This is a genomic window from Pseudomonas salicis (genome assembly GCF_057128705.1).
In genome coordinates, this window is record NZ_JBSKHU010000002.1 from 446,897 (window position 1) to 470,618 (window position 23,722).

Below are 23,722 nucleotides of genomic sequence, written 5' to 3' on the forward strand. Positions count from 1 at the left end.
AGTGTGTTAAGTAAAACGTAAAGCGCCGCGTCAGTTCAGGTAAGGGGACCAGGAAGGTTCTCTGACTTCGCCTTGAGCGGTAGGAAGCGGGAGCCTTACGCGTCCATTAATGGACACGAGCATCAAGACTCCCCGGCCCTGCTGGCGGGTGGCGTAGATTACCATGGTGCCGTTGGGCGCAACAGTAGGCGACTCATCAAGGTTGCTGTCTGTGAGGATTTTTACGCTACCGCGCTGCAAATCCTGAGCGGCTACCTTGAAGTTGGTGAAGCCATCTTGACGATGGATCATGACCAGCGTCTTTTCATCGGCCGACAATTTAGGGTTGGCGTTGTAGTTACCGATGAAAGTGACGCGTTCAGCGCCGCCACCATTAATGCTCGTTTTATAGATCTGTGGTTTGCCGCCACGATCAGAAGTGAAATAAAGGGTCGAACCGTCTTTACCGAAGAAAGGTTCGGTATCGATGGACGAATCATTCGTGACGCGCGAAAGCTGACGCGACGCCAGGTTCATCACATAAATCTCAGGGTTGCCATCTTTCGACAGGACCATGGCCAGCTTGCTGCCGTCCGGAGACCAGGCCGGTGCGCCGTTTAGGCCTTCGAAGTTGGTGATTTGCTCGCGACGGCCCGTGTCGATGTGCTGAACGAAGATGCGCGGACGCTTCTGCTCGAACGACACGTAGGCGATACGCTTGCCATCCGGCGCGAAACGTGGGGACAGGATCGGCTCACGGGATTGCAGCAGTGTTACTGCGCGAGCCCCGTCGTAGTCCGAACGTTGCAGCGTGTAACGGGTGTTGTTCGTACCGAAACGCTCAGCGGTAACGTAAAGCATGCGAGTCGAGAACGCGCCTTTGATGCCAGTCAGCTTTTCAAACGACTGGTCGGCGATGTAGTGCGCCATGTCGCGCAGTTGATCGGTCGTACCTGAAACGTTACCGGTCAGCACTTGCTGCTCGGTCGCGACGTTGAACAACGCGTACTGGACCTGCAAACGACCGCCCGCAGGCGAAATGCTGCCGACCATCACGTACTGGGCACCCAGCGCTTTCCAGTCGCGGAAGATGACTTCGCTGGCCTGGCTCGGCTGGCTGATCATGTTTTCCTTTGGAATCGGCGTGTAATAGCCCGAATTCAGCATGTCGTTGCTGATGATCTGAGCCATGTCTTCAGGCAGCACGCTACCGCCTTGCAGGCCGAAAGGCACGATTGCAATCGGCGTGGCGCGGTCGCTGCCGCTTGTGACCAGAATGTTCTTTTCGTCGGCAGCGGCGAATCCCGCTGCGCAACAAAGAACGACAAGCAATCCTCGAAGAAGGTTAATCACAAGGCTAGATCCTCAGGTGTGAATGTCATCTTGAATGAACGGTAAGGCGCGAAATCCGAAGGTTTCAGCCCCTGCATCTCTGTCAAACGACCAATGTTCTTGACCGCTGCTACTGCCGAACTGTCGAACGGACCATCGCCGCTGGACTTGGCCACGGTCACGGAACTGATCGTACCGTCCGGCAACATGGCGATCTGCAACACGACTGTCATGCCTTTGCGCGCTGAAGGGGGACGTGCCCAGCCTTCCGCAGCTCGCGAGCGAATCAAGTCATCGAAGCTGCCAGCGACTTCATCACCCTTCTCATCGGCCAGCGCCTGTTGGCGTTCCGGCTTGTCGGAGAGCAGGTCGGCCAGTGCTTGCGCCTTCTTGTCTTCCGCCGATTTACGGGCAGCGTCCTGTGCCTTCTTCTTGGCGTCGTCTGCAGCTTTCTTCTTGGCGTCCTCAGCCGCTTTTTTCTTCGCGTCTTCAGCAGCCTTTTTCTTCGCATCGTCAGCCGCCTGCTTTTTCGCGTCCTCGGCAGCCTGTTTCTTGGCTTCTTCCGCGGCGGCGCGCTTGGCGTCTTCCTCAGCTTTTTTCTTCGCGTCGTCTTCAGCTTTCTTCTTGGCTATATCAGCCAATTGTTTCTCTTCTGCTGCTTTCTTCGCATCGTCTGCTTTTTTGGCTTCAGCTTTCTTCGCGTCGTCGGCCTTTTTGGCTTCTTCCGCTTTCTTCGCTTCCTCAGCCTTTTGCTCTTCGGCCTTTTGAGCGGCATCGGCTTTCTTTTGTTCCGCCGCCTTTATCGCCTCTTGCTCAACTTTTTTCTGCTCCATCTGTTCGACTTCCGTTTGTCGCGCAGCGGATTTCTTTGCCTCGCCAGCAAGCTTCTGGTTGGTCTGGGTCGTCGCCTGACTTTTCGACTTGAGCTGATACAGCGTGGCCTGAACGATAGGTTTCGACTCAGGCAGTTCCGGTGTCATCGCGAAGCTCACGAACAACAGACCAAAAATCAGGACGTGCAGTGCCACAGCCCAGACGGAGGGCCAGAAGTAGCTTTCCGAGGCTGACGGCTCTCGAATCGGCTGCATCAGGGCGCCTCGGTAATCAGACCAACGTTCCCGACTCCGGCCTTCTGCAACCCGCCCATCGTGCCCATGACAGAGCCATAGTCGACGGATTTGTCACCGCGAATGAACACCTGAGTCTGCTTGCCGGCCTCACGACCTGCCGCGATGATTTTGGTCACGGCGCTGGTCAGTTGCGGCAAGGTCATGGCCTTGTCCATCTGCTTGTCGGTGTCGACTTCGCTGCCAAGGTTCCAGTAATAGGATTTGTCAGCCTTGATCGAAATGGTCAGGACCTGATTGTTGTTGTCCTGCGGCAAAGCCTCGCTGGAGACCTTGGGCAGATCGACTTTCACGCCCTGGTTAATCATTGGAGCCGTCACCATGAAAATGACCAGCAGCACCAACATCACGTCGATGTAAGGCACCACGTTCATTTCGGCGACCGGCTTGCGTTTGCTGCGTCGACCGCGAGCGATTAAAGCCATTGGGAAATACCTGCTTAGTCTTCGCTGGTGTGCACTTTACGGTGCAGGATGGCCTGGAACTCGTCGGCGAATGTGTAGTAACGGCCAATCAGGTTCTCGCCACGAGCGGCGAAACGGTTGTAGGCGATTACTGCAGGGATTGCCGCGAACAGGCCGATGGCGGTAGCGATCAGGGCTTCGGCGATACCCGGTGCAACGGTGGCCAGCGTGGCCTGTTGAGCAGTGGCCAGACCACGGAAGGAGTTCATGATCCCCCATACGGTCCCGAACAGACCGACGTACGGGCTTGTGGAACCCACGGTCGCCAGGAAAGGCAGGCTCTGCTCAAGCTTTTCTTCTTCACGGGAGATGGCAACGCGCATGGCACGGGCCACCCCTTCCATGACGGCATCGGGATCGACACCTGGCTGCTGACGCAGGCGCGAGAATTCTTTAAAACCGGCACGGAAGATCTGCTCGACGCCCGAATCCGGGTCAGGGTTGCTGCCCGCTTGACGGTACAGCTTGGACAGGTCGATACCCGACCAGAAACGCTCCTCGAAGCTGTCCAGCGCACGGCGCCCAGCGCGCAGCATCGAGCTGCGCTGAAAAATCATGATCCACGAAGTGACCGATGCGGCCACCAGGATCAGCATTACCAACTGTACGACCACGCTGGCATTGCTGACCAAACTCCACATGGAGGTATGGTCGACGACGTTAGCTTCCACGCTGTATCTCCTGCTCTGAAAGTGTTCCCGCGCCACTCTGACCGGCGAAGGCCGCGCGCAGAGTTTCGGGAATGGCCCGGGGTTTAAAACTATCGGCGCGTACGCACGCCACTAAAAACTGCCCCTCGCAGAGCAGCACATCATCCGCGGCCCGCCTGACATGCTGATGAAAGCGCAGGCTGGCTCGGTTCAATTCGATCACTTCGGCGCTGACCAGGAGTTCGTCGTCCAGCCGAGCCGGTTGGTGATAACGCGCCTCACTGGAGTGCACGACAAACAACAGGTTCTCGTCACCGGCCATTGCGGATTGAGCAAAGCCCAATGCCCGCAGCCGCTCGGTCCGAGCCCGCTCCATGAATTTCAGGTAGTTGACGTAGTAGACGATGCCGCCCGCATCGGTGTCTTCGTAATAAACGCGACAGCGATGTGCGAACGACTGACCCCCGTTTTGCGCGCGCATACTCTAGTGCTTACTCCTTTGGTTGCCAATCCGGCCAGGCAACTGTTTTTCATCGTTTTTCATCGGCAGGCACTAGGCACATTGCCGTGACTGCCCGTCTGACCACCAAACCCCGGAATAAATCGGTGAATCACACATTTATTCGTCGGTATCGTCCGCCAACTCATCCGTGACTGACCGCTCCCCCATTCTGGAGGGGATGTTCAGACCGAAGTGCAGGTACGCATGCCGCGTGACCATGCGACCGCGAGGTGTGCGCATCATATAGCCTTGCTGGATCAAATAGGGCTCCAGCACGTCCTCGATGGTGTGTCTTTCTTCGCTGATGGCGGCAGCGAGGTTGTCGACGCCCACCGGGCCACCATCAAACTTTTCGATCATGGTCAATAACAGACGACGGTCCTGATGATCGAAGCCACGCTCATCGACGTCCAGCAGGTTCAGCGCGAGATCGGCGATGGCCTTGGTGATCTCCCCTTTTGCGCGCACCTCGGCAAAATCCCGCACCCGGCGCAACAACCGGTTCGCGATTCGAGGCGTACCTCGCGCGCGACGGGCGATTTCGAAGGCCCCCTCGTCTTCGATGTGCAAGCCAAGGATGCCCGCCGAACGGGAGACGATGGTCGCGAGGTCTGCGGTGCTATAGAACTCAAGACGCTGGACGATGCCGAAGCGGTCACGCAGCGGATTGGTCAGCATGCCCGCGCGGGTGGTGGCTCCCACGAGGGTGAACGGCGGGAGGTCGAGCTTGATCGAGCGTGCCGCCGGGCCTTCGCCAATCATGATGTCCAGTTGAAAGTCTTCCATCGCGGGGTACAAAACCTCCTCGACGATGGGCGACAGACGGTGGATTTCATCGATGAACAGCACGTCGTGGGGTTCGAGATTGGTGAGGATGGCGGCCAGATCACCCGGCCGTTCGAGCACAGGCCCCGACGTGCTCTTGATGGACACACCCATTTCCTGAGCGATGATGTTGGCCAGCGTGGTTTTACCCAGGCCCGGCGGACCGAAGATCAGCGTGTGATCGAGCGCTTCGCTCCGTCCACGGGCGGCCTGGATGAACAGTTCCATTTGCTCGCGCACGGTGGGCTGACCAATATAATCGGCCAGGCTCAGCGGCCGGATGGCGCGATCCAGTTGCTCGTCACGGTCGCGGCCGGTGGCGGCGATCAGGCGGTCGGCTTCGATCACTTACAACATCCCCTTGAGTGCGCGGCGAATCAGATCTTCACTGCTCAAATTCTTGTCTTTGATGGCGGTAATTGCCTTGCTGGCTTCTTGAGGCTTATAGCCCAACGAAACCAAGGCGCTAATAGCGTCCGACTCTGCTGTAGCGACTTGCAACGGCGCGCCCGGCCCTTCAGACACCAGCGCGAACGTGCCCGGCAACGCATCCCAGGCCTTGAAACGGTCCTTGAGCTCGACAAGCAGACGTTCCGCTGTTTTTTTGCCGACACCCGGCACACGGGTCAACGCCGACGTGTCCTGAGCCTGAACACATCGCACCAGCTCATCGACTTCCAGTGTCGACATCAACGCCAGCGCCAGCTTGGGACCTACCCCGTTCAGTCGGATCAACTCCCGAAACATCTCGCGATCACGCTTCTCGTAGAAGCCGAACAGCAGGTGGGCGTCTTCACGAACGACCAGGTGAGTGTGCAGCGTCACCGTTTCGCCCACATGAGGCAGACGATAAAGGGTTGTCATGGGGACTTCGATCTCGTAGCCCACGCCCCCAACATCGAGTACCAGATGCGGCGGTTGTTTCTCGACCAACGCACCGCGCAAACGTCCAATCACGTATCAGATCCTTTCCAGTAGCCGGTCACTGCGAGGAACAGGGCGAAACCCTGATCGCCATCTTTGCAGGACTCAGAAGAGCTGCAAGTGAACATTTATAAGTGAATGATGCCATCAGAGCCGCAGACGCCCACCCCGGCTCCGTGCCGTATTCAGGCCATGAGGGATCAGACTGGAACGAGTGTGAGCGTGGCACAAGGCGATCGCCAGAGCATCCGAAGCGTCTACCTGTGGCTTTTTGGTCAATTTCAACAAGTGCATGACCATCATCATCACCTGATCCTTGTTCGCCCCACCCGTACCGGCAACGGCCTGCTTGACCTGCGTGGCTGAATATTCGGCGATTTCCAGAGTTTCTTCGGCGGCGGCAACGATGGCGGCCCCTCGGGCCTGACCGAGCTTGAGCGCGGAGTCGGCATTGCGAGCCATAAAAACCTTTTCGATACCCATGGTGACGGGACCATAAGTCTGGATCACCTCGCGCACCCCACGATAGACGATCTGAAGCCGTTCATGCAGCAAGCCGCTGCCCGTACGGATACAGCCCGAGGCCACGTATTCGCATCCCCGTCCAGTGTCGCGCACCACACCGAAGCCGGTGATTCGCGAACCGGGGTCGATACCTAGAATAAGAGTCATAACGCCTGCAGCTTGAGAAGTGACGCGTACGTTTGAACGCAGCATAAAGGCAGAAGCCGGAGGCCGATAGCGATGATCGAGTCAGCGCTTCGTGCCTCCGGCCTCATGACCCGGCCAATGTGAAGATCAGCCAAGCTGCTCCATCACGTCGTCCGGAATTTCTGCGTTGGAATAGACGTTCTGAACGTCATCCAGGTCTTCGAGCATATCGATCAGCTTGAGCACCTTCTCCGCCATTTCAAGATCCAGCACGGCGCTGGTGGTCGGCTGCATCACGATCTCCGCGTCTACTGCCTTGAACCCCGCCGCTTCAAGGGCGTTTCGCACGGCATAAAAGCCGGCAAATGACGTGAATACATCAATGGAGCCGTCTTCATGGGTCACGACGTCATCGGCGTCGGCTTCCATCGCGGCTTCCATCAGCGCATCTTCGTCGATACCCGACGCGAAGGAAATCTGTCCCTTGCGTTCAAACAGGTACGACACCGAACCGTCGGTGCCCAAGTTGCCGCCACACTTACTGAATGCATGACGCACCGCTGCTGCCGTGCGATTGCGGTTGTCTGTCATGGTTTCGACCATAACCGCCACACCGCCGGGGCCGTAGCCTTCATAACCCAGCTCGACCATGTCGTCGGCATCGGCAGCGCCCGCACCGCGAGCGATCGCCCGATCAATGATGTCGCGGCTCATGTTCGCACCCAGCGCCTTGTCCTGAGCCAGACGCAAGCGAGGATTCGATGCCGGATCACCACCACCCTGGCGGGCAGCGACGGTCAGCTCACGAATCCACTTGGTGAAAATCTTGCCTTTCTTGGCGTCCTGACGCTCTTTGCGGTGCTTGATGTTCGCCCACTTGGAATGACCAGCCATAACACGCTCCAAACCTTGAAACACGCACGCTCCCGCTCGATCACACGAACGGCAGCGCTTCACTCGAATCTGTGCCCGAGATGGGCGGGGGACCGAGGCGACTCACCGGGGTGACTCGCCTCCTCCCTTGACGGCTTACTCGGCCTTCGGCGTTTCGCGCAGGCGAATATGCAGCTCGCGCAGGGCCTTGGCATCGACGACGCCTGGCGCCTGAGTCATGACGTCCGCTGCACTCTGGGTTTTCGGGAAGGCAATGACTTCACGAATCGACTGCGCACCTGTCATCAGCATGACCAGACGATCAAGACCGAATGCGAGGCCACCGTGCGGCGGTGCACCGTATTTCAGAGCATCGAGCAGGAAGCCGAACTTCTCTTGCTGCTCGTCTTCGGAAATGCCCAACAGACGGAAGACCGCTTGCTGCATTTCTTTGCGGTGGATACGGATCGAGCCGCCGCCCAGCTCCGTGCCGTTCAATACCATGTCGTAAGCACGCGACAGGGCGGTGGCCGGATTGGCCTCCAGCTCTTCAGGCGAGCATTTCGGCGCGGTGAACGGGTGGTGCAACGCCGTGAAGCTTCCGTCGTCGTTCTCTTCGAACATCGGGAAATCGACGACCCACATCGGGGCCCACTCACAGGTCAGCAGGTTCAGGTCGTGACCCAGCTTGATACGCAGGGCACCCAGCGCTTCGCTGACGACTTTGAACTTGTCGGCGCCGAAGAACACGATGTCGCCGTCGACCGCGCCGACGCGATCCAGGATCACGTTCAGGTTGGCTTCCGGAATGTTCTTCACGATAGGCGACTGCAGCCCTTCAACACCTTTCGCACGCTCGTTGACCTTGATGTACGCCAAGCCTTTCGCGCCGTAGATGCCGACGAACTTGGTGTAGTCATCGATCTTGCTGCGCGGCATGCTCGCGCCACCCGGAACGCGCAACGCGGTCACGCGGCATTTCGGATCGTTGGCAGGACCGCTGAAGACCTTGAATTCGACGTCCTTGAGCTGATCGGCCACGTCCACCAGTTCCAGCGGGTTGCGCAGGTCTGGCTTGTCGGAACCGTAGCGGCGCATGGCTTCTTCGAAGGTCATGTGCGGGAAGTCACCAAACTCCAGGTCCAGCACTTCCTTGAACAGCTTGCGAATCATGCTTTCGGTGAGACCAATGATGTCTTCCTCGTTGAGGAAGCTGGTCTCGATGTCGATCTGAGTGAACTCAGGCTGACGGTCGGCACGCAGGTCTTCATCACGGAAGCATTTTGCGATCTGGTAGTAGCGGTCGAAGCCAGCGACCATCAGCAGTTGCTTGAACAGCTGAGGCGACTGCGGCAGGGCAAAGAAGCTGCCTGCGTGGGTACGGCTAGGCACCAGATAATCACGCGCACCCTCAGGGGTGGCACGTGTCAGGATCGGGGTTTCAACGTCGAGGAAGCCGTTGCCGTCCAGGAAGCCGCGGATGCTGGACGTGATGCGCGAACGCAGACGCAGCTTCTCGGCCATCTCAGGGCGACGCAGATCGATGAAACGATAGCGCAGGCGGGTTTCTTCGCCGACGTCGGAATATTCGTTCAACGGGAACGGCGGGGTTTCCGACTCGTTCAGCACTTCCAGCTCGTAACCCAGCACTTCGATGGCACCGGAGGCCATGTTCGGGTTGACGGCACCCGCTGGACGGGCGCGGACCTTACCGGTCAGCTTGACGACGTATTCGCTGCGGACACGGTCGGCAATGGCGAAGGTGTCGGCGCGATCAGGATCGAAGACCACCTGGGCCAGACCTTCACGATCGCGGATGTCGAGGAAAATCACCCCTCCGTGGTCACGACGACGGTGGACCCATCCGCAAAGGGTAATTTCCTGGCCTTCCAGGCTTTCGTTCAGTTGGCCGCAATAATGGCTGCGCATCATGATCGTGTATTCACTTCTCGTAATTCGGAATTCGGTGGAGCTCTCGCCCGTCGCCAGTGGGCAATGGTGCAGGAGCCTTGGCATGCAGTTCAACCCGACGGTCTGTCCCTGCCTTCCTTAGTAAGGCGGGGGATTATATAGGGTTAATCAAGGCTGTGCAGCCGCGCAGGCGGATAGAGATCAAGATGTCGTCCGGAGCGCGGTATTTTGGCTGCCGGACGACTGTCGCAAGGAGTGCGCCCGCGAAGGACGCACCCACAGAGAATGAGCGCCCTGGAGATCAGGCAGACGATAACTGGAAGCCTTCGGCCTTCAACAGATGCGTCACACACACCACGCGAATCAAACCACTGAAGTTCTTCACCCCGCCATAACGTAGGTGAACTTCCCGATCAACGTAGGACAGTACCGCGTTGATTGAACAACTATTGCAACTGGCTATCTCGGAAAGGACATTCCAGTACACACCCTCCAGCCGCAAACAAGTTGCAAGCCCATTGAGCCTCACCGACCTCGATTGCGGTTGCGCCAGATCCATATTGAAGCCCTTAACGAACGGATCATTCGGAACTCTGAAACATCGATGCACATCCTGTACCTCCCTTGCGGTGTTTTGACTCATGAAATACCCCTTGATGCTATTTCGAACGCAACGATAGAAACATTTGAAATCAAATAATTGACATGCCTATCAAGCCCTATTCATAAGGGGTTCGCCAGCGGAAGCAGCACTTATGAGGTGTAGGACATCACCACAAATTTGGAGCGAAATTTGAGGAGCTTTAATTCAAGGGTGAGCGCCGACAACAGCAGGTATTAGATATATATATATATTTCTGCACTTTTGAAAACTTACCCAGCATCGCAAAAAACCGGCGACTGAAATTCCAGACAGCAAAACTTAATCGATTCAGCGCCCGTTATTCGCGCCGAACTGGTTAAGAAGTTCACGCACCAATCTAAAAAGCTGGCGGAATAAAAGCGAGCCAAGAGGGAAGCGAGTGGTGATTTACACCACTCGCGGACGCGGCTTACTTGACGTCAAGCATCGCGCGCAACATCCACGCGGTTTTTTCGTGAACTTGCATACGCTGGGTCAACAGATCGGCGGTAGGCTCATCGCTCACTTTATCGAGAAGAGGAAAAATCCCACGAGCTGTACGCGTAACGGCCTCTTGGCCACTGACCAATGAGCGAATCATGTCCTCTGCGGACGGAACGCCTTCTTCTTCCTTGATTGAGGAAAGACGCGCATAAGTCGTGTAGGTGCCTGGCGCCGGGAAACCCAGAGCACGAATACGTTCGGCGATCAAATCCACCGCCAGTGCGAGCTCGTTGTACTGCTCTTCGAACATCAGATGGAGCGTACGGAACATCGGCCCGGTGACGTTCCAGTGAAAATTGTGGGTTTTCAAATACAGTACATAAGTGTCTGCCAACAGGCGGGAAAGGCCGTCTACGATGGACTTGCGGTCTTCTTCGCTGATTCCGATGTCAATTGCCATGCTACGTCCTCTTTATATGATGGTCGTTTTAAAAGTCTGTTCGCCACTCTAGCAAGACACACGCAGCCGTGCAGCCACCTTGGCGCACGGCAACTCTGTAGAAACGGAATTCGTGTCCACGACCCAGACAGCTCTGAATCAAGCCTTTGACCAACGGCGACGATTCGAAGACAAATCGCCATCATCTTCTGCGATCAATGGCGCTAAGCGCTTGATTTGAGTAGCTCTGCGCTTTGCTGTTAAATACAGACGTGCCGCTACCGCCCCACCATCAGGTGGTAGCGCACAGGCTGAATCGGCATTCGTGCATCACGCCTCCTTTTTTTCAGAAGCGTACCGGAAGCCGCCAGCCTCATATCGTGATCCTTCTTAATGTGAGTCATCAAAATGTTGAAAATAGTCCACCTGCTAACGGGCGCAGCTGCCCTGCTGCTTTCATTCATACCCAGCCTGCGTAGTGAAGCGTTGTCTTCTTACCTGTCTCAACCCGACGCACTGTATCTAGCCCTTTTTGGCCTGATCAACCTCGTCATTGCTCCGGTGATCCCTTACTGGAACCGAGGCCCGCGTCATCAACTGCAAAATCTGGTCAGCGCTTTGCTGGTGCTGGCGGTCGTGCTCCAAATCCTGACACTGCTCGTTCCACTTGAAACCATCGCAGGCCAACCTGCCGTTCTGGTCAGCTTGCTGGCCCTGGTAGTCGCGGTGGCCATTCACCTGGGGGTCAGCTTCTACAAGTCATCCCCGTCCGCTGCGCAACAGCCGCACGAACCCGGCCAGCGCGATACCGGCACTGTGAAGTGGTTTAACACCTCCAAAGGCTTCGGCTTCATTTCCCGCGATTCCGGCGACGATATTTTCGTGCATTTTCGCGCCATCCGCGGCGAAGGCCATCGCGTATTGGTCGAAGGTCAGCGGGTTGAGTTTTCGGTGATGAACCGGGACAAGGGCCTACAGGCGGAAGACGTCATTGCCGCACTGCCCCGCCGCTAACCACTGGCATAAAAAACCGCGCTCCAGGGCGCGGTTTTTTTTGCTCTTAATAATGAGGGGGAGGCGCTTCTTCCTCAAATGCGCCGAATTGCCCACTCATTTCTTCCTGACGCTTGATCAAGGCCGCCATCTGCAGCTGCATGCGCTCAAGACTGCGCTGCTGAGTCACCAGCACATCGTTCAGCGCCTGAATCGTGTCATCCTGAAACGCCAGGCGGCTTTCCAGATCCATCACCCGGTCTTCAAGCGTCACGGGGCACCTCCACGAAGGAAAGATCATGTGCGAGCGCCGCTTTCAACTGCGCGATCACGCCAGTTGCCTGCTCATGGGTATAAGGTACGCCGGGGTGCTTGCCCCAAACAGGGGCTGGCCAGGCAACATCACTCTTACGGCGTACGATCACGTGCATGTGCAACTGACTGACAACATTTCCCAGCGCAGCGACGTTCATCTTGTCAGCATGGAATAGCTGTTGAAGCATTCTGGACAACGCCGTCGTCTCTTTCCACAGCTGTAATTGTTCGTCATCCGACAACTGAAACACTTCACTTATATCCGCTCTGCGCGGGACCAGGATGAACCAGGGATATTGCGCGTCATTCGACAGCAGCAACCGACACAGGGGAAAGTCCCCTACCGGTAAGGTGTCCTGCAATAAACGTTGATCCAGAACAAACACGCATGAACTCCTGATCGCCGGGTTAGCTTTTAGTGCGCAGGACTTACCCAACCCACCTTTCGATATCGAGCAGGATACTCGGGAATACTGTGCAAATCACGCCAGCATGCTCTTCCCGCCCACTTTGCGGGATTGGTGTTGGTTTTGAATCACCGTTGCCACCCGAAAGCCCCGCACCTGCATTGGTCGCTTTCGCTCCCCGCGCACTGATAAGAGGCACCCTGCTCATCATGCGAAGGTGCCGCCCAACCCAATAAAACCATGGGCTATGCCTTCCAATTCAAGCGCTTGACCAAATGAGCTCACCCGCTACGCTGACTTTCTGGACGAGCCGTCAAAGCATTGAGGACGAACGTACTAAATTCAGGCGAGGGCTCGCGCCAATGCACCAAAACGACTCACTCTGCGGACAGTTCTTGTAAGACTTATCCGCGTTTTACCCACTTCATGACGGTAACAGGTAACGCCAGTGACATTTTCAGGCGGTAACCTCATGTGAACATCGCCCACAAGCGCATTTTTTGGAATTTTTTAAGCCTTTAAAAACAAGAGGTTACAGAGTCAATCGTAAGTATTTGCGTGCCCATGGACATTTTTTCACAGAAAAGGGAACTTTGAGCATGGTTGTTGCTTTGTCACACACAGGATCGAAAAGTCAGGCGGTCAAGACCTGAAGCGTCGGACGAGATGAAAATGGCGAGCATGCTTCTGGGGGCGCTCGACGGGACGGGATGGCTCTGACTGCAGAGGGGGCATTCCGACAGTCGAAAAGTACTGCGGTAGTTGTACGTCTTACAGACAAGGAGCTGTTCAGTAGCGACATGGACAGAGCTGTTTTGCGACATGGCCGTAAAGAATTTGAAAGGATAGGTTTGTAACTATCGCCAATAATGTCAGCGTGATATAAGTTTCGCCGACACCAAAAAGAAAGAGCCGTTCAGATAAAAAAACAGGTGAACGGCGGTACTCTTCTTAAAACCAAAGGAGCAAAGTCACGATGAGAGTGATGAAGTGGAGCGCAATCGCACTGGCAGTTACTGCGGCCAGCACCCAATTGGCATCGGCTGCGGCATTCGTAAGCGACCAGTCCGAAGCCACTGGTTTTGTTGAAGGTAGCAAGCTGGACGTCAAAGCCCGCAACTACTACTACAACCGCAACAAAACAGGCGGCGCCGTAGACGACAAAGACTGGACCCAAGGTTTCTGGGGCAACTTCAGCTCCGGTTACACCCAAGGTCTGATCGGTGTTGGTATCGACGCATTCGGTTACGCTGGCTTCAAGCTGGACGGCTCCGACAAATACTCCGGTTCGGGCAACCTGTCGACTGACGCAGATGGCCACAACCATGACAGCTTCGGCAAAGCCGGTGGCGCTGTTAAGTTCCGCGTTTCGAAAACCGAACTGAAAGTCGGTGACATGCAACCTCAGAACCCAGTGTTCGCAGTAGGCGGTTCCCGTCTGTTGCCACAAACTGCCAGCGGTCTGACCTTGCAGAGCAGCGAAATCAAGGGTCTCGACGTTGAAGCTGGTCGTTTCTACTCCGGCACCAGCCAGGACGAAACCAACCGTGACGGCGAAATCTGGGCAACCTACGCTGGCGTGACCTCCAAGTCCGCTACTTTCGGCGGCGGTAAATACGCGGTTACCGACAACCTGGGTGTTGCGTTCTACTACAACAAACTGGAAGACGTGTGGAACCAGTACTACGGCAACGTGAACTACGCACTGCCGCTGACTGCTGACCAGTCCCTGGCCTTCGACTTCAACTACTACAACACCTCGGATACCGGCAGCAAAAAAGCTGGCGATATCACGAACAACACGTTCTCGCTGTCCGCCGCCTACTCTTTCCTGGCAGCTCACACTGTGACCGTGGCCTTCCAGAAAGTTAACGGCAACACGCCGTTCGACTACATCGGTATCGGCGACAACAACCGCGGTGGCGACTCGATCTTCCTTGCCAACTCCATCCAGTACTCCGACTTTAACGGTCCTGGTGAGAAATCCTGGCAAGCTCGCTACGACCTGAACATGGCTCCGTACGGCGTACCTGGTCTGAGCTTCATGACTCGTTACATCAACGGTAAAGACATCGACGGCACCAAGATCGACGCTGGCAGCCCATACCAGGCTTACGGTTACGGTCCAGATGGCAAACACCACGAGACCAACTTCGAGGCCAAGTACGTTGTTCAGACCGGTCCTGCGAAAGACCTGTCGTTCCGTATCCGTCAAGCATGGCACCGTGCAAACGGCGACCAGGCCGAAGGCAACGTGGACGAGTTCCGTCTGATCGTCGACTACCCGATTTCGGTTCTGTAATTCGCGAAGCGATTCCTTACCGAATCGCGAAGCAAGTTACTACCGAAAATCCGAAAAGCCCGGCCCAGCGCCGGGCTTTTTCATTTTTACGAAAGCATCCATCCGAGCCTCACTGCCGCCCTCTCGCCCTGTACTCGACCGTATCACCCCCGTACAATGCCAGGTCATTTCCCAGTCACAGCAACCGACAACGGCCGACCATGCGTACCAGTCAATATTTGCTCGCCACACAAAAAGAAACGCCAAACGATGCGGTCGTGATCAGCCACCAGCTGATGCTTCGTGCCGGCATGATTCGCAAGCTCGCCTCGGGTCTTTACACCTGGCTGCCCATGGGTCTGCGTGTATTGCGCAAGGTTGAGGCGGTCGTTCGTGAAGAAATGAACGCGGCCGGTGCACTGGAAGTTCTGATGCCCGGTATCCAGCCCGCCGAGTTGTGGCAGGAATCCGGTCGCTGGGAGCAGTACGGCCCTGAGCTGCTGCGCCTTAAAGACCGACACGATCGTGATTTCTGCGCCGGCCCGACCCACGAAGAAGTCATCACCGACCTGGCTCGCAACGAGTTGAGCAGCTATAAACAGCTGCCAATCAACATGTACCAGATCCAGACCAAATTCCGTGACGAAATCCGCCCACGCTTCGGTTTGATGCGCGGCCGTGAATTCATCATGAAAGACGCCTACTCGTTCCATGCGACCCAGGACTCCCTGCAGGAAACCTACGACCGCATGCACCAGGCGTACAGCAACGTGTTCTCTCGCCTGGGTCTGGACTTCCGCCCAGTGGTGGCTGACAACGGCTCGATCGGCGGTGCCGGTTCCCATGAGTTCCACGTTCTCGCCGAATCCGGCGAAGACGACATCGTGTTCAGCGACAGCTCCGATTACGCAGCCAATATCGAGAAGGCGGAAGCGGTTCCACGGGAGAAATCCCGTGCCCCAGCCACTGAAGAGCTGCGCCTGGTGGACACACCGAACGCCAAGACCATCGCTGCGCTGGTCGAGCAGTTCGGCCTGGCCATCGAAAAAACCGTGAAGACACTGGTGGTTCACGCCGCCGAAGAAGGCAAGTTGATTGCACTGATCGTCCGTGGCGACCACGAGCTCAATGAAATCAAGGCGTCGAACCACCCGTTGGTGGCCAGTCCTCTGGTCATGGCCAGCGAAGCTGAGCTGCGTGATGCCATCGGTGCAGGCGCGGGCTCGCTCGGCCCGTTGAACCTGCCACTGCCTATCATCATCGACCGCTCGGTTGAATTGATGAGCGACTTCGGCATCGGCGCGAACATCGACGACAAGCACTATTTCGGCGTGAACTGGGAGCGGGATCTGCCTGTTCCGGAAGTCGCGGACCTGCGCAACGTCGTTGAAGGCGACCCAAGCCCGGATGGCCAGGGGAAGGTGATCATCAAGCGCGGTATCGAAGTGGGTCACATCTTCCAGCTGGGGACCAAATACAGCGACGCGATGAAGTGCCAGGTGCTGGGCGAAAACGGCAAACCGGTCACGCTGGCGATGGGCTGCTACGGCATCGGCGTCTCTCGCGTGGTGGCGGCTGCCATTGAGCAGAACAATGACGAAAACGGCATTATCTGGAGCGACGCACTGGCGCCTTTCCAGATTGCACTGGTTCCGCTGCGTTACGAAACCGAAGCGGTGCGTGAAGCCACCGACAAGCTGTACGCCGAACTGACCGCCGCTGGCTTCGAAGTGCTGCTGGACGACCGTGACAAGAAAACCAGCCCGGGCATCAAATTCGCGGACATGGAGCTGATCGGTATTCCCCATCGCATCGTAGTCAGTGACCGCGGTCTGGCCGAAGGCAATCTGGAATATAAAAGCCGCACCGAGCCTGAAGCTCAGGCCCTGCCAGTTGCTGACGTGCTGTCTTTCATCAAAGGCCGTATCAATCGCTGAGCCGACGGCGCGCCCGCTTTATTGGGGCGCGCTTTCAGCGGCCTGTTCTGCCTCACCTGCACCAAGAGATCTCATGTTCAAGCGAAGTTCCACAAGCCTCGCGGGCGCCGCGTTGTGCGGCAGCCTGCTCGTCAGCGGTTGCGCCAATCATTTGTCTCAACGCAGCGAACACGAAGAGCGCATTGACCGCAAACTGCTCGATCACAGTTTTCAAATCGACGTGGGTGAACCCAAGACCCTTGAGTTGCCGCAACGTCGAATCCGGATTCACGAACTTAAAACTTTCGACATCACTGAATACGACGTGACCCGTCATTACGACCGGTACACGCCGTATCAACCTTGGCGCGAAATTTACGAAATCCCCTTGGGTGCCGTGGCGATCGTCGCTGGCGTCGGGGCGAACGTCGTGAACGTGCTAACGTTCGGCAGCCTGCCGGACAGCGTCACTAAAGACTGGTTGAGTTACGGTATCGCGGGCATCAACCCGTTCATGAACGCCCCCTCCCACGGTCGAGCCCAGCAAAACCTGGCCGGCATCGATGAGGTTCAGCGGGATCACCGGGTCGAGCATACCAGCCTGCCCTGGGGCGAAAGCCCGGTTGAAATCAAGTCTGGAAGGGACACCAACGAGCTGAACACCGACCGTAACGGTGTGCTGCGGATCAACCTGTTAGACAGCCCGTTCGCCGAACAAGACCTGAGCCACGTGACGCAACTGGGCCTGAAGGTTCAGGACGATGCATCCAGCGTGCAAGGCGTTGCAAGCCTGCCGCTGAGTAAATCCTTGCGCGGCAAGTTGATCGAAGCGCACGGTTTGATCTACGACGACCTGGAAGATGACGAAGTGAGCCAGTGGGTCCACCGGGTCAAGCGTCTGTCTGAACTGGGGCTGGAAGAAGAAGCCAGCGATCTGGAACAGTCGCTGATCGAAATGACCCGCAACGATCCGCAGTTGCAGCATGAGTTTTTGCGTTCGTTGGCCAAGGATGCTGGCCGACTGGTCGCCGTACCGGCGGGCCGCGAATAACCCTGAGCTCAGTCGAACAGCTGCAACTGTTCATGGGCGCTTCGCAAGTCGTGCAGGCGCACCCCGAGTCCCAGCAATCGCACCGGTTTATCGCCGCGTGCGAACGCCTGAGTCAGCAGTTGTTCGTAACTTTCCAGATCCCTGCCCGCCCCCGCCTGTTCGAGGGTCGTCTGCGTGAAATCATGAAATTTCACTTTTACAAACGGCTTGCCTGGTCGATACAGAGTCTCGATGCGTGCGATGCGTCCATTAAGGTTTTCCAATAAAGCCGGAAGCTTTTCCAGGCAACTCGCTAAATCGGGCAGATCGGTGTCGTAGGTATTTTCCACACTCACCGATTGGCGACGGCTGTCGTTCTGCACCGGACGCTCATCTATGCCGTGGGCCAGATTCCAAAGCCGTTCACCGAATGAGCCAAACTCGCGCACCAGCGCCAGCTTGCTCCAGCCACGCAGGTCCGCACAACTGATGATCCCTGACCGCCCAAGCTTGTCAGCGGTCACCTTCCCCACCCCGTGCAGCTTGGACACCGGCAACTCCGCGACAAAATCCTCTACCTGATCCGGCGTGATGACGAACAAGCCGTTGGGTTTCCGCCAATCACTGGCAATTTTGGCAAGGAATTTATTGGGCGCCACGCCAGCAGACACCGTGATGTGCAGTTGGTTGGAAACTCGCCGACGAATATCCTGGGCGATTCGGGTCGCGCTGCCACCGAAATGACTGCACTCGGAAACATCCAGATAGGCCTCGTCCAACGACAGCGGTTCGATCAGGTCCGTGTAATCGCGAAAGATCGTGTGAATTTCCTTTGATGCTTCTTTATAGGCGTCCATTCGCGGCTTGACGATGGTTAGGTCGGGGCATAGCGACAGGGCATGCCGCGAAGACATCGCAGACCGTACACCGTAAGCCCGGGCTTCGTAATTACACGTCGCAATGACGCCGCGCCGATCCGCAGAACCGCCAACGGCCAGCGGCTTGCCCGCCAGGTTGGGGTCGTCGCGCATCTCAATGGCGGCATAGAAGCAGTCACAGTCGATATGGATGATTTTGCGCTGCGGCATGACATGCGGTCGTAGGAAAACGGTCCGCCAGTATCTCACTCACGCATCCTTCTGACACTTCTTGCAGCGCAAGCACCTGAGATTCAACCGGTTGAGGTACGACCGCAATCGGGCTGACACGCCCGCCCAGCCTGCCCCAGAGGTACAAAGCCGTTGCATGCCCGGCGCTAAGCTTTTGAAGAAAAAGCACTTTTTTCCGTCATGAGCTTGACACCATGCCGTTCCTCTGTAGAATGCCGCCTCACAGACGCGGGATGGAGCAGTCTGGTAGCTCGTCGGGCTCATAACCCGAAGGTCGTCGGTTCAAATCCGGCTCCCGCAACCAAACATCAAAAAAGCCACTCAACAGAGTGGCTTTTTTGTGCGCGTGAGAAAATTATCTGCGTTCATCTTAGTGAAATATCTTTCATCAATGATGGCGCCCTGCCCTGCGGCGCCGTCGGGATAAAAGCCTTGTCTGACCGCGAGTTACGCATGCCGCGGTGAAATTGTGGTTATTTTGTCGATCCTGGAGTTTAAAGGTTGACACCTCGTCGATCGGCTGTAGAATGCCGCCTCACAGACGCGGGATGGAGCAGTCTGGTAGCTCGTCGGGCTCATAACCCGAAGGTCGTCGGTTCAAATCCGGCTCCCGCAACCAACGTTATAAAGAAGGCTACTCGAAAGAGTGGCCTTTTTTTTGCCCTGACGAAAAGGGCCGAACAGCATAGGTATTTGGCTGTCACATCACATTGTCATAGCCGATTGGTCTTTATCGGTTTGTTACCGTATGTTGCCGGTCGCGACAGAATTTGTGCCTTTTGCCGATACGTTTAGGAACAACCGAAACTAGACTCAAGGGTCACGAGACGTCGCTGCCGTATTCGCCCGTTAGACGTTGAAGCGCTAACATCCTGAATTATTTTTTGCGTAGGGATTGGTAACTTGGCTGTATACCCCCATTCTGTCGCGCACGATCCAAGGAGTGATTGATGCGCGCCAACCCGTCCGACTCAAATGAAGCAGTCCCGGAAACCCCTCCGGCTCCTCCTGCCCGACTGCGTGTTCGCGAACTGGTGAGCAAATATCGTCAACCTATCGGGCTGGCTGTCACCATTATCCTGTTCGCCCTAGCATTGATCGCCTGTCGGCACATGCTGACTGAACTCGACATTTATGCGCTGCAAGATTCGCTCCTTAGCGTGCCAATGCCTTCTCTGGCAGGCGCTGTTCTGGCGACGGTCATCGGTTTCACCATCCTGCTGGGTTACGAATGGTCCGCCAGTAAATACGCCAATGTGGAACTGCCGCCCAAGTCGCTGGTAATGGGCGGGTTTTGTGCCTTCGCCATCGGCAATGCGGTCGGTCTGTCGATGCTTTCCGGCGGCTCTGTGAGGTATCGCCTGTACTCTCGCCTGGGACTCGGCGCAGGCGAAGTGGCGCACATGACGCTATTTGCCAGCCTCTCGCTCGGGTGCGCGCTTCCGCCATTGGCGGCATTGGCAATGTTAAGCGACCTGCCTGCCGCCTCCCTTGCGTTGCATTTGTCAGTCCCGGTACTGGCGACGATCGCCGTCGCTGTCCTCGGGCTGAGCCTGATCATCGGGGTGGCGGTCTATCGTCGCCGTCTCCCGGAACAGACCATCCCACACAACCTGCTGGTGCGCGCGGGCCGTCGCACTCTGCGTCTGCCGGGTCTGCGCCTGACACTGATGCAACTGGTGATTACGGCGCTGGACGTCGCCGCTGCGGCTGCCGTTTTGTATCTGCTGCTACCGTCCGCGCCGCCTTTTGGTGCATTTCTATTGGTGTACCTGCTGGCACTGGCCGCAGGCGTGCTCAGCCATGTTCCCGGTGGCGTGGGCGTGTTCGAAGCGATTCTGCTCGCCGCTTTTGCTGATGAATTGGGCGCGGCTCCCCTCGCGGCAGCTCTGCTCCTGTATCGCCTGATCTACGTGGTCCTGCCGCTGTTGATCGCGTGTCTGGTGCTGCTGTTCAGCGAGGCCAAGCGCTTCCTGTTCGCGCGTCAGGCCATGCGCGTCGCTTCGGGCCTTGGCGCACCGATCCTGGCCTTGTTGGTGTTTCTCTCGGGCGTCGTGCTGCTGTTTTCCGGTGCGACCCCTGAAATCGACACACGTCTGGAGAGCCTTGGCTTTCTGATCCCGCACCGCCTTATCGACGCTTCCCACTTCGGTGCCAGCCTGATCGGCGTGCTCTGCCTGTTGCTCGCGCAAGGCCTGCGTCGGCGACTGTCAGCGGCCTGGATGTTGACCACTATTCTGCTGTTCGTGGGTTCGATCCTGTCGATCCTTAAAGGCTTCGACTGGGCGGAAGCCAGCCTTCTTCTGCTGACGGCATGTCTGCTCGCTATATTCCGTCGCTCGTTCTACCGACCGAGCCGCTTGTTCGAACTGCCGTTCTCGCCCCTGTATCTGGTGGCGAGCATCTGCGTGTTGGGGGCTTCGTTCTGGCTGCTGCTGTTCGCCTATCAAGACGTGCCCTACAGCCATCAGCTGTGGTGGCAATTCACCCTCGACGCCGATGCCCCGCGAGGTCTGCGCTCGGCACTCGGCAGTGCGGTGCTGCTGGTGATCGTTTCGTTGACGTGGCTGCTGCGCACTGCTCGCCCGCAGATCGATCTGCCGGATGAAGCGCAGCTGGCCAAGGCCGCCGAAATCATCAAAGCGTCCAATCAGCCTGACGGCGGGTTGGTGCTGACAGGTGACAAGGCTGTCTTGCTGCACCCGGATGGCAACGCGTTCTTGATGTACGCCCACCGCGGACGCAGCCTGGTGGCGCTGTATGACCCCATCGGCCCGACACAACAACGCGCCGAGCTGATCTGGCAATTCCGTGACCTCTGCGACGTGCACCACGCCCGGCCTGTGTTTTACCAGGTGCGTGCCGAGAACCTGCCGTTCTACATGGACATCGGTCTGACGGCGATCAAGTTAGGCGAAGAGGCCCGGGTCAACCTGCACGCGTTCGACATCGAAGCCAAAGGCAAAGAGATGAAGGACCTGCGCTACACCTGGAATCGGGGTGGTCGCGACGGTCTGTCACTGGAAATCTATGAAGTCGGCCAAGCGCCAATGGATGAGCTGAAAGTGATTTCCGATGCCTGGCTCACGGGCAAGAACGTGCGGGAAAAAGGGTTCTCGCTGGGCCGCTTCAGCCTGGATTACCTCAAGCATTTCCGCATCGCCATCGTTCACTTCCAAGGCAAGCCCGTGGCGTTTTCGAACCTGCTGGAAACATCCCGACAGGATCTCGCCAGTCTGGACTTGATGCGCTCGCATCCCGACGCACCGAAGCTGACCATGGAATTCATGATGGTCGGCCTGATTCTTCATTATAAAAAGGAAGGCTACGCCCGCTTCAGCCTGGGTATGGTGCCGTTGTCAGGTCTGCAACCTCGGCGTGGGGCGCCCTTGACCCAGCGTTTGGGTTCGATGGTGTTCAGTCGCGGCGAGCAACTCTACAACTTCCAGGGCCTGCGTCGTTTCAAAGACAAATTCCAGCCTGACTGGGAACCTCGTTATATGGCCGTGCCCGCAGGACTCGATCCGCTGGTGGCACTGGCAGACACTGCCGCCCTTATCGCGGGCGGCCTGACTGGATTGGTGAAACGCTAATGATTCAACGCTACTGGCGCTTTTTGCTCGCAGCCCTGGTAATTCTGGTGGTGGCATTAGGATTCTGGCTGTGGAACCGCCCGCCCGCTCAGCCCACTCTGGAACGCATCACGCTTGGAGATGGTTCGGCCCTGATCCGTGCAACCCCGTCCACGAAGATCAAGACGCGCGTCGCCTTGGCTGCAACGACCGAGGATTCGCTGACCGATAAGCAAGTCCTCGCCTTGAGCTACGACGCCTCGGCGCAAGTCATTCAAGTCATCTTGCCGAAAGACGATTGCCAGCTGCAGGAGAAGACTTTCACCAGCGCGCTGCAAAACCTCGGTGGCACACCGGACGTGGTGGCAGGGATCAGTGCGGGCGGTTCGGTCGCCTGGAACTGGTTGGCAGGTCAGAACAACGACAAGGCTCAAGCCATCTCGGTGAACTTCGTACTCAATCAGCCGGACTGCAAGATTCCGCCGCCGAAAGCCGCCGCCCATGGCAAATGGACCGTGGCGTGGAATGACGGCCCGGATGACGAGACCGCTGTATTCGTTCGCGATACGCCCAACGCCGAAACCAAAATCAGCGATTACGACATCAAGTACCCGCAGATTTTGAATACCGAAGTCCGCCACCTGCTGATTGCCGACGACGCCAACGGCGGTCTGAACATTCCAGTGGTGGAAGTGCCTTCGAGCCAGCCATCGGACACGGTCACCCTGTTCCTCTCGGGCGATGGTGGCTGGCGCGACCTGGACAAGGATGTCGCTGGCGACATGGCCAAGTCCGGCGGCTATCCGGTGGTCGGCATCGACACACTGCGCTATTACTGGGAACACAAGTCGCCAGAACAAACCGCGACCGACCTGAGCGAACTGATGGCCCACTACCGACAAAAATGGGGTGCCAAGCATTTCGTACTCGCGGGGTATTCGTTCGGCGCTGACGTATTGCCAGCGATCTACAACCGCTTGCCGGAAGACGACAAAGGGCGGGTGGACGGCATCATCCTGCTCGCCTTCGCCCGCAGCGGCAGCTTCGAAATCGCCGTCGAAGGCTGGCTCGGTGCCTCTGGCAAAGAAGCGGCGACCGGTCCGGAAATGGCGAAGCTGCCAGGCGACAAGGTGCTGTGCGTGTACGGCGTGGAAGAGAAGGACGAGAGCGGCTGTACCGAAGCCACTGCCCCCGGCGAGAAGATCCAGCTGCCAGGGGGTCACCACTTCGACGAGAACTACCCGTCCCTGGCTAAACGTCTGATCGCAGTCATCGACAAGTGGAAAGGCAAGGAAGCCCCACCGACGGCTGCCAACGAGTAATCCAGGGCGCAAAAAAATCCCCGCACTCGAAAGA

The 23,722-nt window shown here is 57.3% G+C and carries 21 protein-coding genes, 2 tRNA genes and 1 pseudogene; 9 read left to right on the forward strand and 15 right to left on the reverse strand.

Going from position 1 to position 23,722, the window contains the following annotated elements; genetic code table 11:
• Positions 1 to 30: 30 nt before the first annotated feature.
• The 12 genes from tolB to ACWKWE_RS08335 form a co-directional block, all read right to left on the reverse strand.
• Positions 31 to 1,332 carry a Tol-Pal system beta propeller repeat protein TolB gene (tolB, locus tag ACWKWE_RS08280; RefSeq protein ID WP_166596266.1) on the reverse strand — a complete coding sequence of 434 codons (1,302 nt, stop codon included), beginning with the start codon at positions 1,330 to 1,332 and terminating at the stop codon, positions 31 to 33.
• Positions 1,329 to 2,399, reverse strand: a complete 1,071-nt coding sequence (gene tolA, locus ACWKWE_RS08285; protein WP_166596265.1) for a cell envelope integrity protein TolA — start codon at positions 2,397 to 2,399, stop codon at positions 1,329 to 1,331. Before tolA ends, tolB begins: the two co-directional genes overlap by 4 nt.
• Positions 2,399 to 2,863 (reverse strand): protein TolR, encoded by a 465-nt coding sequence (tolR, locus tag ACWKWE_RS08290; protein WP_166596264.1) that lies wholly within the window; start codon positions 2,861 to 2,863, stop codon positions 2,399 to 2,401. The genes tolA and tolR overlap by 1 nt, the downstream gene beginning before the upstream one ends.
• Positions 2,864 to 2,877: 14 nt before the next feature.
• Positions 2,878 to 3,573 (reverse strand): protein TolQ, encoded by a 696-nt coding sequence (tolQ, locus tag ACWKWE_RS08295; protein ID WP_110947339.1) that lies wholly within the window; start codon positions 3,571 to 3,573, stop codon positions 2,878 to 2,880.
• A complete protein-coding gene (ybgC, locus tag ACWKWE_RS08300; protein ID WP_341962545.1) occupies positions 3,563 to 4,033 on the reverse strand; it encodes a tol-pal system-associated acyl-CoA thioesterase in 471 nt (156 codons plus the stop codon). The genes tolQ and ybgC overlap by 11 nt, the downstream gene beginning before the upstream one ends.
• A 138-nt stretch (positions 4,034 to 4,171) precedes the next feature.
• Positions 4,172 to 5,227 (reverse strand): Holliday junction branch migration DNA helicase RuvB, encoded by a 1,056-nt coding sequence (gene ruvB / locus ACWKWE_RS08305; protein ID WP_166596262.1) that lies wholly within the window; start codon positions 5,225 to 5,227, stop codon positions 4,172 to 4,174.
• Complete coding sequence (ruvA, locus tag ACWKWE_RS08310) at positions 5,228 to 5,836, reverse strand: Holliday junction branch migration protein RuvA (RefSeq protein ID WP_166596261.1); 609 nt, start codon at positions 5,834 to 5,836, stop codon at positions 5,228 to 5,230. It lies immediately after the preceding gene.
• A 114-nt stretch (positions 5,837 to 5,950) separates the two neighbouring features.
• Positions 5,951 to 6,475, reverse strand: coding sequence for a crossover junction endodeoxyribonuclease RuvC (gene ruvC / locus ACWKWE_RS08315; protein WP_166596260.1), 525 nt, complete (start codon positions 6,473 to 6,475; stop codon positions 5,951 to 5,953).
• Positions 6,476 to 6,601: 126 nt separating this feature from the next.
• Positions 6,602 to 7,348, reverse strand: coding sequence for a YebC/PmpR family DNA-binding transcriptional regulator (locus ACWKWE_RS08320; protein ID WP_166596259.1), 747 nt, complete (start codon positions 7,346 to 7,348; stop codon positions 6,602 to 6,604).
• A gap of 135 nt (positions 7,349 to 7,483) precedes the next feature.
• Positions 7,484 to 9,259 (reverse strand): aspartate--tRNA ligase, encoded by a 1,776-nt coding sequence (gene aspS / locus ACWKWE_RS08325; protein ID WP_341962539.1) that lies wholly within the window; start codon positions 9,257 to 9,259, stop codon positions 7,484 to 7,486.
• Positions 9,260 to 9,539: 280 nt separating this feature from the next.
• Entirely contained in the window at positions 9,540 to 9,881 is a 342-nt protein-coding gene (locus ACWKWE_RS08330) for a ribbon-helix-helix domain-containing protein (protein ID WP_483850246.1), read from the reverse strand.
• Between the two features lie 409 nt (positions 9,882 to 10,290).
• On the reverse strand, positions 10,291 to 10,764 hold the full coding sequence (locus tag ACWKWE_RS08335) for a Dps family protein (protein WP_166596256.1): 474 nt from the start codon (positions 10,762 to 10,764) through the stop codon (positions 10,291 to 10,293).
• 387 nt (positions 10,765 to 11,151) lie between these two features.
• Here ACWKWE_RS08335 and ACWKWE_RS08340 point away from each other — a divergent pair.
• Together ACWKWE_RS08340 and ACWKWE_RS08345 are read left to right on the forward strand one after the other, a co-directional pair.
• A pseudogene (locus ACWKWE_RS08340) lies at positions 11,152 to 11,427 on the forward strand (cold shock domain-containing protein membrane protein); the annotation flags it as partial.
• A gap of 132 nt (positions 11,428 to 11,559) precedes the next feature.
• Positions 11,560 to 11,757, forward strand: a complete 198-nt coding sequence (locus ACWKWE_RS08345; protein WP_238591726.1) for a cold shock domain-containing protein — start codon at positions 11,560 to 11,562, stop codon at positions 11,755 to 11,757.
• Between the two features lie 46 nt (positions 11,758 to 11,803).
• On the opposite strand, the gene ACWKWE_RS08350 is transcribed toward ACWKWE_RS08345, so the two are convergent.
• Positions 11,804 to 12,010, reverse strand: coding sequence for a SlyX family protein (locus tag ACWKWE_RS08350; protein WP_166596254.1), 207 nt, complete (start codon positions 12,008 to 12,010; stop codon positions 11,804 to 11,806).
• Positions 12,000 to 12,437: an HIT family protein gene (locus ACWKWE_RS08355; RefSeq protein WP_483850247.1), complete on the reverse strand. Its 438-nt coding sequence runs from the start codon at positions 12,435 to 12,437 to the stop codon at positions 12,000 to 12,002. Before ACWKWE_RS08355 ends, ACWKWE_RS08350 begins: the two co-directional genes overlap by 11 nt.
• 997 nt (positions 12,438 to 13,434) lie before the next feature.
• On the opposite strand from ACWKWE_RS08355, the gene ACWKWE_RS08360 reads away from it, so the two are divergent.
• The 3 genes from ACWKWE_RS08360 (at position 13,435) to ACWKWE_RS08370 (ending at position 17,706) form a co-directional block, all read left to right on the forward strand.
• Positions 13,435 to 14,760 (forward strand): OprD family porin, encoded by a 1,326-nt coding sequence (locus tag ACWKWE_RS08360; protein ID WP_166596252.1) that lies wholly within the window; start codon positions 13,435 to 13,437, stop codon positions 14,758 to 14,760.
• 200 nt (positions 14,761 to 14,960) lie between these two features.
• Complete coding sequence (locus ACWKWE_RS08365) at positions 14,961 to 16,676, forward strand: proline--tRNA ligase (protein ID WP_483850248.1); 1,716 nt, start codon at positions 14,961 to 14,963, stop codon at positions 16,674 to 16,676.
• Positions 16,677 to 16,749: 73 nt separating this feature from the next.
• Positions 16,750 to 17,706: a hypothetical protein gene (locus ACWKWE_RS08370; protein ID WP_483850249.1), complete on the forward strand. Its 957-nt coding sequence runs from the start codon at positions 16,750 to 16,752 to the stop codon at positions 17,704 to 17,706.
• A gap of 8 nt (positions 17,707 to 17,714) precedes the next feature.
• Here ACWKWE_RS08370 and dinB read toward each other — a convergent pair whose 3' ends face one another.
• A complete protein-coding gene (gene dinB / locus ACWKWE_RS08375; protein ID WP_483850250.1) occupies positions 17,715 to 18,773 on the reverse strand; it encodes a DNA polymerase IV in 1,059 nt (352 codons plus the stop codon).
• A gap of 248 nt (positions 18,774 to 19,021) precedes the next feature.
• Here dinB and ACWKWE_RS08380 point away from each other — a divergent pair.
• From ACWKWE_RS08380 to ACWKWE_RS08395, 4 genes are all read left to right on the forward strand, one after another.
• A tRNA-Met gene (locus tag ACWKWE_RS08380) sits at positions 19,022 to 19,098 on the forward strand.
• A gap of 238 nt (positions 19,099 to 19,336) precedes the next feature.
• Positions 19,337 to 19,413, forward strand: a tRNA-Met gene (locus ACWKWE_RS08385).
• A gap of 331 nt (positions 19,414 to 19,744) precedes the next feature.
• The gene (mprF, locus tag ACWKWE_RS08390) at positions 19,745 to 22,387 is read left to right on the forward strand and encodes a bifunctional lysylphosphatidylglycerol flippase/synthetase MprF (RefSeq protein WP_166596248.1); all 2,643 of its coding nucleotides are present in this window, start codon (positions 19,745 to 19,747) and stop codon (positions 22,385 to 22,387) included.
• A complete protein-coding gene (locus ACWKWE_RS08395) occupies positions 22,387 to 23,688 on the forward strand; it encodes a virulence factor family protein (RefSeq protein WP_483850251.1) in 1,302 nt (433 codons plus the stop codon). The genes mprF and ACWKWE_RS08395 overlap by 1 nt, the downstream gene beginning before the upstream one ends.
• Positions 23,689 to 23,722 lie beyond the last annotated feature (34 nt).